The sequence below is a fragment of the Butyrivibrio sp. INlla16 genome, assembly GCF_900104155.1.
Lineage (GTDB): Bacteria > Bacillota > Clostridia > Lachnospirales > Lachnospiraceae > Butyrivibrio.
Genome location: NZ_FMYB01000020.1, coordinates 24,173 through 37,799, shown reverse-complemented (window position 1 = coordinate 37,799; position 13,627 = coordinate 24,173). Strand labels below are relative to the sequence as shown.

The window sequence follows — 13,627 nt, the reverse complement described above, 5'->3', positions numbered from 1 at the left end:
TTTATACCACTTCCCATCTGTGATTTTTGCATTTTCACACGCTTCACAGATGGACTTTTGTCTGTCATCTGTGTTTTGCTATGTCCTTTCTATTCCACAGATTCATGTGATAATTGCTTCTGTGTTTTTATACTTATCTTTTATTTCACAGAGATCATCGACATCTGGTATCTGTGTTGTATACATATCACTGTGTTCCACATATAGCTTGAAGAAGAATCCTACTATCTCAGCCTATATATCTTTCATTTTGTTTACATCTTGGTAGTAAAAACCTCTCAATAAACCAAGATATCTCTTATTTCCCATCTTTCTTGGTAATAAATCTCAACTACAATACCCAGATTTCTCCCATTTTACTTCCATCTTGGTAACATAAACTTTCCCTTAAGCCAATATATCTCTTATTTCATATATATTTTGGTATTATATTTTTACAACCATACCCTTATTTCTGCCATATAGTTTCTATCCTGGTAATTAACGCCACCACGCCAAAAGACATCCCAATATACCCACACATAAATCCAGACAAAATGATAAAGGGCTGTGGATAATCCACAGCCCTCTTAAAGTCATATAATATGAAAGTTCTGCCCTCGGGCTAAAGCCCTCGCCAAGTGATTACTTTTCAGCGAGTGCAGCCTCAAGCTTCTTTGTAAGTGCAGGAACGATCTTGTTAAGGTCGCCTACTACACCGTAATCTGCTACATCGAAGATAGGAGCGTTCTCATCCTTGTTGATAGCGATGATGAGATCTGACTCTTCCATACCTGCAACGTGCTGGATAGCTCCGCTGATACCGATTGCGAAGTAAACCTTAGGACGAACAGTCTTACCTGTCTGACCTACCTGAAGATCCTTCGGCTTCCAGCCTGAATCTACAACTGCACGTGAGCAAGATACTGTTCCGTGAAGAACCTTTGCAAGGTCCTCAAGGATCTTGAAGTTCTCAGGGCTTCCAACTCCACGTCCGCCAGATACAAGGATCTTAGCTTCCTGGATATCCTCAACCTCTGAAACAGCCTTAACGATCTCAAGGATCTTTGTATAGCATGCATTCTCTGTAAATCCGGGATTGTACTCAACAACCTCAGCCTTAGCGCCCTTTACAGGAGCAATCTTCTGCATAACGCCGGGACGTACTGTAGCCATCTGAGGACGGAAGTCAGGGCAAGCGATAGTAGCGATTGTGTTACCACCGAATGCAGGACGAGTCATGAGGAGCTGCTTATGCTTCTGCTCCTGACCCTCTACAGGGTTAAGCGGGAAATCACCGATATCAAGCTGTGTACAGTCAGCTGTAAGACCTGTGTGAACACGTGAAGATACGCGAGGACCAAGGTCACGACCGATTGCTGTAGCACCAACAAGAAGGATCTCAGGCTTGTACTCGTTAATTACAGATGCAAGTGCGTGTGTGTAAGGCTCTGTACGATAATCCTTAAGTTCAGGATCGTCAACAACGATTACACGGTCAGCGCCGTACTCTGCAAGAGTATCTACAAGATTGCCTACCTTGTCACCAAGAAGGACTGCTGTTACTTTTTTCTCATCAAGATCATTAGCAAGATCTTTTGCTTTGCCCAGAAGCTCTAATGCAATGCCTGAAAGCTCATTGTCTACCTGCTGAGCAAATATAAATACACCCTTATATTCTTCTAAAGACATGTTTTGTTCTCCTTTTTATAACTAATTTGCTGCTATTACGCAGGTATTATATAACGTGCTTCTCTTCGAGTTTTCCGAACAGATAATCAACTGCTTCATCAGCTGAATCAGCAACGATCTTCTCGCCGGCACCCTTCTTAACCTTATCGGAAGCCTTAGCGATCTGAGTAGGTGATCCCTTAAGACCGAGGTTAGAATCCTCAACATCCTTAAGATCTGCTCTTCCCCAAACAGTTACTTCCTTCTCGAAAGCATCGAAGATTCCGCCGGGAGTCATGTATCTGGGCTCGCCAAGCTCTGCAAGAGCTGTAATAAGGCAAGGCATCTTAGCCTCTACCATGTGATAACGATCCTCGAACTGACGCTTAACAACAACAGTCTTTGCCTTCTCGTCAACCTTGATCTCCTCAGCGTAAGAGATTACAGGAAGTCCAAGGTGCTCAGAAATCTGAGGTCCAACCTGAGCTGTATCTCCATCGATAGCCTGACGGCCTGTGATTACTAGATCATACTCAAGGTTTCTGAGTGCGCCTGCGATTGTTGAAGATGTTGCCCATGTGTCAGCACCACCAAGTACGCGGTCTGTAACAAGAACTGCCTTGTCAGCACCCATTGCCATAGCCTCACGAAGAACTGCCTCAGCCTTGGGAAGACCCATGGTTACAACAGTAACTTCTGCACCATATTCATCCTTAAGACGAAGAGCTGCCTCAAGACCTGCTTTGTCATCAGGGTTCATGATTGCAAGCATTGCTCCTCTGTCGAGTGTTCCATCGGGTTTAAACTTAACCCCGCCCTTTGTATCGGGCACCTGCTTTATGCAAACTACAACTTTCATTTGTTTTCTCCTTATTAAAAATTGTAAATAGTCCTTTGTGAATGGTTCCGGATATTAGGAAAGTAATGCTCCACTGATAACCATTCTCTGAACCTCAGATGTACCCTCGTAGATCTCTGTGATCTTAGCATCACGCATCATTCTCTCTACTTCGTACTCTCTGATGTAACCATAACCACCGTGAAGCTGAACAGCCTTGGTTGTAACATCCATAGCAACCTCTGCAGCGAAAAGCTTAGCCTTAGCAGCTTCTACAGAGTAACGATCCTTGTTCTTCTTAGCATCTGCTGCTGCGTAAACAAGCATCTTAGCTGCTTCACACTGTGTAGCCATGTTAGCAAGCTGGAACTGTGTATTCTGGAACTGACCGATTGAACGACCAAACTGCTTTCTCTCCTTAACGTACTCAATTGTACGATCAAGAGCGCCCTCAGCGATACCAAGAGCCTGCGCAGCGATACCGATACGTCCACCGTCAAGTGTGTGCATGGCGATCGGGAAGCCCTTTCCTCTAGCGCCAAGAAGGTTCTCTGCAGGAATGTGGCAATCCTGGAAAATGAGCTCGTATGTGGATGATCCCCGGATACCCATCTTGTTTTCCTTTGTACCGAATGTGAATCCGGGTGTTCCCTTCTCAACGATGAATGCTGAGAATTTCTTTGTCTTTCTGCCTCTCTTATCCTCAACGATATCTGTGTAAGCGATGATGATATAAACGTCAGCAACCTCACCGTTTGTGATGAAGCACTTAGAACCATCAAGGATCCACTCTTTACCGTCTTCTGAAAGAACAGCCTTGGTCTGAACGCCCTGAGCATCTGTACCAGCCATGGGCTCTGTAAGACCGAAAGCACCGAGCTTCTCACCCTTTGCAAGGGGAACAAGGTACTTCTGCTTCTGCTCTTCTGTACCGTATGTCATGATAGGATCGCAGCAAAGTGATGTGTGTGCGGAAACGATAACTGCTGTTGTACCGCAAACCTTTGCAAGCTCCTCTACGCACATAGCGTATGTAAGAGGATCACATCCCTGTCCGCCGTATTCCTTCGGAATCGGGATACCCATGAAACCGTACTTCTGCATCTTCTTAACGGTCTCCATAGGGAATACCTCTGTCTCATCCACATCTATAGCGTGTGGCTTAACTTCTTTTTCTGCAAACTCTTTGAAAAGAGCTCTCGCCATTTCATGTTGCTGATCTAACTGAAAATCCATGAAAATATCCTCCTAAATGAATTGTTGTCTAAGGGAGTTCTGCTCTCAGGGCAAAGCCCTTCGCCAGAACAAAGTAGTACACTAGGCGCCAAAGGACGGCGCCAAGTGATTACTTTTACTTTTTATCAGTGGGAACCTTGCCGCCGTCGCTGTAATCGTAGAAACCGATACCAGTCTTAACACCAAGCTTCTTACCACGAACCATCTTACGAAGAAGAGGGCAAGCACGATACTTGGAATCACCTGTCTCCTTGTAGAGAACGTCCATGATTGCAAGAACGATATCAAGTCCGATGTAGTCACCGAGTTCAAGGGGTCCCATAGGATGGTTGCAGCCAAGCTTCATAGCTGTGTCTACGCCCTGGATATCGGAAACACCTTCTGAATATACGAAGATACCTTCGTTGATCATAGGAACAAGGATACGGTTTACTACGAAACCAGCTGCCTCGTTAACCTGAACGGGAGTCTTTCCAAGATCCTCAGAGATCTTCTTGATCTTCTCAACGTCAGACTCAGGTGTGTTAGCACCCTGGATAACCTCAACCAGCTTCATAACAGGAGCGGGATTGAAGAAGTGCATGCCGATAACGGGCTTCGGAAGTCCTGCACCGATCTCTGTGATTGAAAGAGATGATGTGTTAGATGCAAAAATGCAATCAGGATTCTTTACGATGTTCTCCTCAAGTTCCTTGAAAAGGTTCTTCTTGATATCCATAACCTCAAGAGCTGCCTCAACTACGAGATCAGCGTCTGTGCAGATGTCGTTAAGACCTGTCTGGATCTTGCCGATGATAGCATCAGCCTTAGCCTGATCGATCTTTCCCTTAGATACCATCTTGTCGATGCTCTTCTTAATCTTAGCAAAGCCGCCCTCAGCGAACTCTGTCTTAATGTCGCAAAGATAAACCTTATCTACTGTGTCTGCCTGTGCAAATGTCTGAGCAATACCTGCTCCCATTGTACCTGCGCCAATTACTGCTACTTTCATTTATATATCCTCCTAAAGTTATTTGTTCTGGAAGTCTACAACCTTAACCTTCTTCGGGTCGTCCTTCTTACGAAGGAAGTTAGCCATACCTTCACGCTGATCTTCTGTCTCGAAGCAATCACCGAAGATCTTCTCCTCGAGCTCAATTGCCTTATCGATATCAAGCTGAAGTCCATCGTTGATAGCCTTCTTGCATGCACGAACTGCAATTGGAGCCTGTGCTGCAATTGTGTTTGCCATCTTCTCAGCTGCAGGAAGAAGCTCTTCCTGTGCATAAACTGCATTTACAAGACCGATTCTGTATGCCTCGTCAGCCTTGATGTTGCGTGCTGTATAGATAAGCTGCTTAGCCATGCCTGCACCGATGAGACGAGCAAGTCTCTGTGTGCCGCCGAATCCGGGAGTGATTCCAAGACCAACCTCGGGCTGACCAAACATAGCGTTGTCTGAGCAGATACGAATATCACAGCTCATTGAGATCTCGCAGCCGCCACCAAGAGCAAAGCCGTTAACTGCTGCGATTGTAGGAATGGGGAATGTCTCCAGCTTTCTGAAAACATCATTTCCTTTCTTACCGAATGCTTCACCTTCTGCCTTTGTAAGAGTGCTCATCTCACCGATGTCAGCACCTGCTACAAATGACTTTTCGCCTGCACCTGTAAGAACGAGAGCTCTTACTGTGTTCACATCAATGCTGTCAAGAGCGGCGCTTAAGTCATCAAGAACCTGGCTGTTAAGAGCATTGAGTGCTTCAGGACGGTTGATTGTAAGGACAGCGATTTTATCCTTAACTTCAACATTTACAAATCCCATTTTCTTTGCCTCCTTGTTCGTTTCTATAATTTAGGTATATCAGCAGAACCTTAAGCCTGCCTAAATACCGTAAATTCTTTTAGCGTGTAAAAAGGAAACGGAAAAAATCCGTTTCCTTTTAGCATTTAATTAGTCTCTCTCAACGATAGTTGCACAACCCATGCCGCCACCGATGCAAAGAGTAGCAAGACCTCGCTTCTTGTCAGATCTCTGCATCTCGTGAAGAAGAGTAACAAGAATACGGCATCCTGATGCTCCAACAGGGTGTCCGAGTGCAATAGCACCACCGTTAACGTTAAGCTTTGAAAGGTCAAAGTTAAGGTCCTTTCCAACAGCTACAGACTGAGCTGCGAAAGCCTCATTTGCCTCATAAATATCGATATCATCAATTGTAAGACCTGTGCGAGCAAGAACCTTCTTTGTAGCTGCTACAGGGCCAACACCCATGATAGAAGGATCAACACCGCCAAGAGCTCCTGCTACCCAAGTAGCCATAGGCTTAACACCGAGCTCCTTGGCCTTCTCTTCGCTCATAACAACGATAGCTGCAGCGCCGTCGTTGATACCTGAAGCATTACCTGCTGTTGTAACGCCATCCTTGTTGATAGGACGAAGCTTTGCAAGACCTTCCATTGTAGATCCCGGACGAGGGCCTTCATCTGTATCAAATACAACTGTGTCCTTCTTAACCTTAACTTCTACAGGAACGATCTCATCCTTGAACTTACCAGCCTTCTGAGCTGCCTCAGTCTTCTGCTGGCTGTTAAGTGCGAACTCATCAAGCTCTTCTCTTGTAAGCTTCCACTGCTCTGCTACGTTATCAGCAGTCTGGATCATGTGGTAATCATTGAATGCATCCCAAAGAGCATCATTTACCATGCAATCCTTTAATACGCCGTTATTCATACGATAACCGAAACGAGCCTTGTCAAGTGCGAAAGGAGCCATTGACATGTTCTCCATACCACCTGCAACAACGATATCAGCATCACCTGATAAAATCTTCTCAGCTGCCATGTTTACGCAGTTAAGACCTGAACCGCAAACAACATTGATAGTAACAGCCGGTACCTCAACAGGAAGACCTGCCTTGATTGAAGCCTGGCGAGCTACGTTCTGGCCAAGACCAGCCTGGATAACACATCCCATAAGTACCTCGTCAACCTGCTCCGGTTTAACTCCTGCTCTGTTAAGAGCTTCCTTAATAACAATTGAACCAAGATCTGCAGCCGGTGTGTTAGAAAGGGCGCCGCCCATTTTACCGATTGCAGTTCTGCAAGCACCTGCTAATACTACCTTCTGTGCCATAGATGATACCTCCGTTTCGGGACTATTTTGTCCGCATTTTATTGTATTTTTTGTTGCTTGTTATTTTTTTGTCACAACGAATATATTATAGCATGCATGCGATTTTCTATGCAAGGAAAAGGACAGACAATACACTCTTTTTTTGTAAATTTTTTGTTAAGATGTTCTATTTGCCCATAAATCTAAAAGTCAATATAAAATATTGGATTCAATTTAAGAAAGTCTTAAAAAGTTATCCACAATTTTTGAAATAGAAATGCCTATTTTTCGACTTATACACGGAGTTATCCACACCATCCACATTTATCCACATTAAAAATCAGGTTTACACAATTTTGAAGCGAACATATTTTTTGTGCGACATCCACAAAAATTAAAGATTTGTAAACTATCTTTTATTAAATTGCACATTCGATTGTAAGAATGCTATAATTTGTTTATAAATTTAGGATTTTGTCTGACAGAATTCTAACCCATAATACACTGCAAAGGGGATGATCGCATGAAATTCACTATTATTGGAAAAAACATCGATGTAACACCCGGACTGAGATCCGCTGTGGAGGAAAAAATCGGAAAGCTTGAAAAGTACTTCACCCCGGAAACCAACATCAATGTAACATTAACCGCTGACAAGGATCGCCATAAGATCGAAGTTACCATTCCCGTTAAGGGTAAGATCATCAGATCCGAGCAAGTCAGTAACGACATGTACGTTTCAATAGATCTTGTGGAGGAGATCATAGAACGTCAGCTCAAAAAATACAGAAGCAAACTCGTTAACAAGCATCAGACTGAGATCAGTAATTTCAAGAAGGAATACATTGAAAATGATGATTTCGATGATGAGGAAATCAGAATCGAGCGTGTAAAGAAGTTTGATCTTAAACCCATGTACGTTGAGGACGCAGCTATTCAGATGGAGCTTCTGGGACACAGCTTCTTCGTATTCATAAACGCTGAGACAGACCAGCCGAATGTAGTCTATAAGAGAAAAGGAAATACATATGGCTTAATCGAGCCAGAAGTTTGAGAAAACTTATAAATCCCCCGTCAAAGCCGGGGGATTTTTGATTTTAGTATATTTTTCTTCCCTTTTCATCAGGGATTCCGCATCTGCGGAAGAAGTAACTGTTCACGATGTCGCACCATTCACGTGCATTTCTGACCTGTCTCTCAAATCTCTCGGATACATTATCAAAAACGCGTGCAGGCACTTTACCTTCAAGACTCTGCCACTTTTTCTGCATTGCAAGAGCTTCTTCGTAGCCCTCAAAGTGTGTATCGTAGATATGCTGAATAACCGCTTTTCCTGACTTTAAGACGTGTTTATAGGGTGTCTTATGGAAAAACAGCAAGAGTTCTTCGGGGGTAGTCTCCGGCTTAGAGAAATTCTCCTTGTTGGGAGATCTGTACTGAAGTGCATAGCCGGTGCCCTCAGGTCCACGCTCTACGCCTATTCCCTGCCAGTCTGCACGGTGATAGGTTCCCCATCTGTCATATTCATAACCTTCGACACTGGGACCGTAATGGTCATGAGGTGTTACCATCCAGCCGATGCCAAGAGGCGATGTATAATTCTCATAAGTTCTCCAGGAGCCAAGTTCAAGCTCGCAGATAACCTTCTTGTCTTCATCCTTAAGCATAGGATAAGTAAGGGCTGTCCACTCTGCCACAATCTCCTCAGCTGAAAGCTCCGTATTCCATGCAAGGCGTCCGAAACCATACAGGTTTGCAGCTGCAAGGTCGTTACCTGTCCAGTTCTCATCATTACCCGTATTTGTTACGGCTACCATTCCGCCGCGAAGCGCCTTATCCGCTCTTCCGCTTATTATGCCCGCAACAGTGGAGTCTTTCACATCAGGAAGGTATGTATCAAAAGAGAGTATCTCCTTGAACCAGGGCATAAGATAACACAGATCTATCTGATGGCCGGTGTACTCCTGTGCAATCTGAACCTCCAGCATCTGGCGTGTCTTTGATAACCCGCCGAAAAGTGGAGATACAGGTTCTCTTACCTGGAAATCCATCGGTCCGTTTTTTATCTGCAAAATTACGTTATCAGCAAAGCTTCCATCCAATTGACTAAAGTAGTCATATCCTGCCTTTGCGCGGTCTACAGTCAGATCTCTCCAATCCTGCTGGCAGTTGTAAACAAAGCATCTCCAGATGACCGTAGCACCAAAGGGAGCCAAAGCCTTCGCGAGCATATTCGCACCGTCGGCCTGAGTCCTTCCATAGGTCATGGGACCGGGTCTGCCCTCAGAATCAGCTTTAACAAGGAATCCACCAAGCGTAGGAACCTTCTCATACACTTCCTTAGCCTTCTTGTTCCACCACTCCTGAACCTCGGGCTTTAAAGGATCAGCTGAGCCTATAGGAGTATCTATAGGGCTTGCAAAATTGATACACACATACATCTTTACGCCGTAAGAATTAAAGAGATCCGAAAGCTCCTTAACCTTCGCAATATATCTGTCTCCGATGAGCTCAGTAGCAGCATCCTTAACATTAACGTTATTGATCGCAACGGCATTTATGCCCATTGATGCAAGAAGGCGGGCATAGTCTCTTGTCCTATCATCTATTATTATTTCATTTTTTTCATAGAAGAATGAATTGCCTGAGTATCCTCTCTCAATGGAGCCATCCATATTATCCCAGTGATCAAGCATGCGGATAGGGTTGGACGGAACCTCTGTAACGCACCTTCCTTCATCCATCTTCCCAAGTCTAATAAGCTCCAGCAGACGAAAAGCACCAAAGATAAGTCCTTCTCTCGCTGTAGCCTCTATGACGAGCTTATCCTCGCTTCTTGATATTCTATAAGAGTCTCTTAAAATATCAAAATCTTCTGAACTCTTTTTCTGAAGTTCTTTACCCTCGTTTTCCACATAACCAAGGAGCTCATCTGCGGAAATAATCTTAAGAACAATACCTGCAGACTCTTCTTCTGAAGTCTTTACTGTTTTTCCAAACCAGATATCAGCGGCTCTTTTTATCTCTTCAAAAGCAGCTGTCACATCAGCCTCAGATGGCAGATACACTCCTTCGAAATATTTATCAAACCCGGCCACCCGGTCTTTATCTTCTTTATAATCAAGCCAGCATTGTGTCCACATAGAAACCATATTCCTTTCCAAGCTCAAAGATGTTGCGATGCGAAAAGGTATTATCCTTTCATCGCTCACTATAGTATATAACAATAGCTCGTATATCCTTCAACTCATTTATTGCTTTGTCGGTATCTATTTTTGCGGAGCTCTTAGCGCCGAAGATTTTACAGTACAAAAAATACCGGCGGATAATTCCACCGGTATTTGAAATTCTGTTTTTATGTTTTAGAAGATTCTTCTTACTGAAAGAACCTGTCTGTAGCTAGCGTTTGAAATCTTGATACCTGTCTTAGCAGATGAAGCATGCACGATCTGTCCACCACCAATGTAGATACCTACGTGACCTGAGTAACATACAATATCACCGGGCTGTGCATTTGCAAGACCATCAACTGCTGCGCCGACACTTCTGTCCGCACCACTTGAGTGAGGAAGGCTAACACCGAAGTTAGCATATACACTCATAACGAAACCTGAGCAGTCTGCACCGTTTGTAAGACTGGTTCCACCATATACATACGGATTACCAACGAACTGCTGTGCATAAGAAGCAACTGCAGATCCGATTGAACTTGACTGTGTTGTGTAGCTTGCAGCTGAATTGTAGCTCTTAGAGCTTCCACCATCATTGGATGAAGAGCTCTTAGTATTCTTCTTAGCCTGAGCAAGAGCAGCCTTACGAGCCTCCTCTTCCTTCTTAAGACGAGCTTCCTCTTCTTCCTTGGACTCAGCCTCAACGAACTCTGTAGAAAGCTCTACATAATCCATTGATACATAACCTTCACCTTCCTCAATGCTGACCTTAACCCAGCCATCAAGCTCTTCGGTTACGACAAGTTCGTCCTCGATAGGAACAAGACCAAGCACCTCATCATCAGTGCTGGGGCCACTTCTAACTTTAAGAGTAGTAGTTGTAACTGTAGCGATACGCTTACCAACTTCCTTAGCAAGTTCAACAGCGTCTTCACCTGTTACACAATACTCAGCTTTAACATATCCTTCAACACGACCGGACTTAATCTTGTACCAGCCGTCTGCTTCTTCAATAAAAGTACCAACGGAATCATCGTAAAGTTTACCGATGATCTCGCCATCTTCTTCGCTCGGGTTGTCACGAACATTAACATAATCATTAACGTTAGCAATTACGAGGGACTTAAAACGCTCCTCTTCCTTCTCCTCAGCTGTCATCTCTTCCTCAGAGTTGTCCTCTGTACCTGTTCCGGGCTCCTCTGCAGGAATTGTGGCACCTGTAGCCTTCTGAATATCATTAAGGATGTTCTCCTGCAAAGTTGATGCAAGAGGAGTAGTTTCTGTTATAGTAACAGCAGATTCCTGAATATCGGGCTCTGCTGCTTCATCCGAATTCTCATCAGCGAGATTAGAGAGAGATACTGAATCTCCTGTAAGCGCATAGCTTATTCCTGCGGAAGGCAGTACATTTGTCACCTTAGATGACGAAGCGCTAGCATTCATACCAGTTCCTCCAACTGTTACGGCTGCAGCGACCCCCATCGCTATAAGCTGCATTCTAGTCTTTCGCAAAACAAACCTCCAAAATTTGTTACAAATTTGTTACATCTTTTAACAATATACTCTGTCTCGTTCGATTTGTCAACCTTTCTTAAACATTTTCGCGTAAAATTGCAAGGCTTAAATAAGCCATTTTTCAAATTGACGAATCTATTAACTCAATTTAAAACGCCCGCAAACCCAGTATCCATGCGGCTTGCGGGAATTTCAATATATTGTGGATAAATTTTTTTCTGATACAAGAAATTGTAAATTGACCGAATCAGTTTCCTTTTTAGGTAATAAACTAGCGGCTCGGAAAACTTTTCCTAAACAATATTTTCCTTACTTTTTGCCCACAAAGAAATCCTGAACCGATGTAACGGCATTTGCACCGTCTGCAACCGCGGTAACAATCTGGCGAAGACGCTTTTTCCTGGAGTCTCCTGCTACAAAAATTCCTGGTGTGGAAGTAGCACCGCTCTCATCGGCGATTATGTATCCGCTTTCATCCATATCACAAAGGCCACTGAAGCTCTCCGTAAGTGGATGAATTCCGATTGCAACAAATAATGCATCAGTGGCAACATCCTGTGTTTCACCTGTCTTAACATTCTTAACGGAAACCGCAGTAACTTTGTTGTCTCCCTTAACTTCTTCGATAACGCTGTCCCAAATAACTTCAACATTGGGAAGTGCCAGAAGCTCATCCTGAAGGATCTTGGCAGCCCTAAGCTCATCTCTTCTGTGCACCAGATAAACCTTGCTGCAGCCTCTTGCCAGGAAAATAGCATCCTCAACCGCAACATCTCCGCCGCCATTAACAACAGCAACCTTATTTCTGAAAAAAGCTCCATCGCAGGTTGCGCAATAAGATACGCCTCTTCCGGTGAACTCCTCTTCTCCCTTGATACCAAGCTTATTATGAGAAGCTCCTGTTGCAAGAATTACAGACTTTGTTTCATATTCACCGAGATCCGTAACAACTTTGAAAACAGGTGCCTGGGTATCGGTGCCTTCTTTTTCCATTAATATAGAAGAAACACATCCTTCAGCGAACTCAACTCCGAGCTTATCGGCATGCTCGCGGAACTTCATTCCCATATCAAAACCGTTGATTCCGGGTAGTCCCAGGTAATTATCTACTTCATATGTAATTAAAATCTGTCCGCCCGATACGGGATCTTTTTCAATAACGAGAGTATCAAGTCCTGCTCTCTTTGCATAAACTGCTGCTGAAAGGCCTGCCGGGCCCGAACCTATGATAATAAGATCTTTCATGTTAAAAGCCTCCTATAAATATTTTGCAATTACATTGTGTGCAATCTTTTATTTATCCAAATAATAATACCATCTCCTAAATTTGTAAATACCTTTTTGTGTTATTATATAAAAAAAGATTTTTAGGAGCCTGCCATGCATTCAAATAAAGGTACTGTGCTTATCACAGGTGCTTCAAGGGGAATAGGAAAAGCCATAGCCGAAGCTTTCGCAAAAGAAGGCTATAATCTCTTCCTTTGCTGTAAAAACAATATAGATTCACTTACCGCTTTCGCCGATTCTCTTGCTTCGACATGCGGGATCATCGCGGAAACATTTTGCTGTGATGTCTCGGATGAAAAAAGCGTAAGCTTAATGTTTGAAAAAATGAATACCATGAAGACCGGCTTCCCTCAGATTGTTGTTAACAATGCAGGGATTGCCTGGTATGGTCTTCTGACCGATATGACCTCGGATGAGTGGCACGATATCATAGGTACCAATCTTGATTCTGTCTTTTATATATGTAAAAACGCCGTTCCGCACATGCTGCAGAGCGGCGAAGGTCGCATAATAAATATTTCTTCCGTATGGGGAAATGTCGGTGCTTCCTGCGAAGTTGCGTATTCAGCCTCTAAGGGAGGCGTCAATTCCTTCACAAAAGCACTTGCCAAGGAGCTTGCTCCCAGCAATATTCCGGTAAATGCAATTTCCTGCGGAGTAATTGATACCGAGATGAATTCCTCCCATCTGTCAGAGGAGGAGCTTATGGAGCTTGCCTCGGAGATACCTGCGGACAGGCTCGGAAAACCGGAAGAAGTCGCTGAACTTGCGGTTAACCTTGCTACTGCGCCAAAGTATATGACGGGACAAGTTATTACTATTGATGGGGGATGGATTTAA

General features: G+C 43.9%; 11 protein-coding genes. 2 read left to right on the top strand and 9 right to left on the bottom strand.

The window, feature by feature from the left end; genetic code table 11:
• Positions 1 to 624: 624 nt before the first annotated feature.
• From BLR42_RS10935 to BLR42_RS10910, 6 genes are all read right to left on the bottom strand, one after another.
• Positions 625 to 1,671, bottom strand: coding sequence for an electron transfer flavoprotein subunit alpha/FixB family protein (locus BLR42_RS10935; RefSeq protein WP_022762770.1), 1,047 nt, complete (start codon positions 1,669 to 1,671; stop codon positions 625 to 627).
• 46 nt (positions 1,672 to 1,717) lie between these two features.
• Positions 1,718 to 2,509, bottom strand: a complete 792-nt coding sequence (locus tag BLR42_RS10930; protein ID WP_022762769.1) for an electron transfer flavoprotein subunit beta/FixA family protein — start codon at positions 2,507 to 2,509, stop codon at positions 1,718 to 1,720.
• Between the two features lie 54 nt (positions 2,510 to 2,563).
• Complete coding sequence (locus tag BLR42_RS10925; RefSeq protein WP_022762768.1) at positions 2,564 to 3,724, bottom strand: acyl-CoA dehydrogenase; 1,161 nt, start codon at positions 3,722 to 3,724, stop codon at positions 2,564 to 2,566.
• 115 nt (positions 3,725 to 3,839) lie between these two features.
• Positions 3,840 to 4,715 carry a 3-hydroxyacyl-CoA dehydrogenase family protein gene (locus BLR42_RS10920; protein WP_022762767.1) on the bottom strand — a complete coding sequence of 292 codons (876 nt, stop codon included), beginning with the start codon at positions 4,713 to 4,715 and terminating at the stop codon, positions 3,840 to 3,842.
• 18 nt (positions 4,716 to 4,733) lie between these two features.
• A complete protein-coding gene (locus BLR42_RS10915; protein ID WP_091869002.1) occupies positions 4,734 to 5,528 on the bottom strand; it encodes an enoyl-CoA hydratase-related protein in 795 nt (264 codons plus the stop codon).
• Between the two features lie 129 nt (positions 5,529 to 5,657).
• Positions 5,658 to 6,836, bottom strand: a complete 1,179-nt coding sequence (locus BLR42_RS10910; protein WP_022762765.1) for an acetyl-CoA C-acetyltransferase — start codon at positions 6,834 to 6,836, stop codon at positions 5,658 to 5,660.
• Positions 6,837 to 7,338: 502 nt separating this feature from the next.
• On the opposite strand from BLR42_RS10910, the gene raiA reads away from it, so the two are divergent.
• Positions 7,339 to 7,869 carry a ribosome hibernation-promoting factor, HPF/YfiA family gene (raiA, locus tag BLR42_RS10905; RefSeq protein WP_022762764.1) on the top strand — a complete coding sequence of 177 codons (531 nt, stop codon included), beginning with the start codon at positions 7,339 to 7,341 and terminating at the stop codon, positions 7,867 to 7,869.
• 43 nt (positions 7,870 to 7,912) lie between these two features.
• Here the strand turns inward: raiA and BLR42_RS10900 are convergent, their stop codons facing one another.
• From BLR42_RS10900 to trxB, 3 genes are all read right to left on the bottom strand, one after another.
• On the bottom strand, positions 7,913 to 9,958 hold the full coding sequence (locus tag BLR42_RS10900) for an alpha-glucuronidase family glycosyl hydrolase (protein ID WP_242879300.1): 2,046 nt from the start codon (positions 9,956 to 9,958) through the stop codon (positions 7,913 to 7,915).
• 219 nt (positions 9,959 to 10,177) lie between these two features.
• Positions 10,178 to 11,497 (bottom strand): C40 family peptidase, encoded by a 1,320-nt coding sequence (locus tag BLR42_RS10895; protein ID WP_242879299.1) that lies wholly within the window; start codon positions 11,495 to 11,497, stop codon positions 10,178 to 10,180.
• A 312-nt stretch (positions 11,498 to 11,809) separates the two neighbouring features.
• On the bottom strand, positions 11,810 to 12,745 hold the full coding sequence (trxB, locus tag BLR42_RS10890; RefSeq protein WP_022762761.1) for a thioredoxin-disulfide reductase: 936 nt from the start codon (positions 12,743 to 12,745) through the stop codon (positions 11,810 to 11,812).
• A 135-nt stretch (positions 12,746 to 12,880) separates the two neighbouring features.
• On the opposite strand from trxB, the gene fabG reads away from it, so the two are divergent.
• Positions 12,881 to 13,627 carry an elongation factor P 5-aminopentanone reductase gene (gene fabG, locus BLR42_RS10885; protein WP_091868997.1) on the top strand — a complete coding sequence of 249 codons (747 nt, stop codon included), beginning with the start codon at positions 12,881 to 12,883 and terminating at the stop codon, positions 13,625 to 13,627.

What these genes read in the sequence shown, in the direction of transcription:
- BLR42_RS10935 (WP_022762770.1), bottom strand. Translation starts at nt 1,671, where the DNA reads ATGTCTTTAGAAGAATATAAGGGTGTATTTATATTTGCTCAGCAGGTA.
- BLR42_RS10930 (WP_022762769.1), bottom strand. Translation starts at nt 2,509, where the DNA reads ATGAAAGTTGTAGTTTGCATAAAGCAGGTGCCCGATACAAAGGGCGGG.
- BLR42_RS10925 (WP_022762768.1), bottom strand. Translation starts at nt 3,724, where the DNA reads ATGGATTTTCAGTTAGATCAGCAACATGAAATGGCGAGAGCTCTTTTC.
- BLR42_RS10920 (WP_022762767.1), bottom strand. Translation starts at nt 4,715, where the DNA reads ATGAAAGTAGCAGTAATTGGCGCAGGTACAATGGGAGCAGGTATTGCT.
- BLR42_RS10915 (WP_091869002.1), bottom strand. Translation starts at nt 5,528, where the DNA reads ATGGGATTTGTAAATGTTGAAGTTAAGGATAAAATCGCTGTCCTTACA.
- BLR42_RS10910 (WP_022762765.1), bottom strand. Translation starts at nt 6,836, where the DNA reads ATGGCACAGAAGGTAGTATTAGCAGGTGCTTGCAGAACTGCAATCGGT.
- raiA (WP_022762764.1), top strand. Translation starts at nt 7,339, where the DNA reads ATGAAATTCACTATTATTGGAAAAAACATCGATGTAACACCCGGACTG.
- BLR42_RS10900 (WP_242879300.1), bottom strand. Translation starts at nt 9,958, where the DNA reads ATGTGGACACAATGCTGGCTTGATTATAAAGAAGATAAAGACCGGGTG.
- trxB (WP_022762761.1), bottom strand. Translation starts at nt 12,745, where the DNA reads ATGAAAGATCTTATTATCATAGGTTCGGGCCCGGCAGGCCTTTCAGCA.
- fabG (WP_091868997.1), top strand. Translation starts at nt 12,881, where the DNA reads ATGCATTCAAATAAAGGTACTGTGCTTATCACAGGTGCTTCAAGGGGA.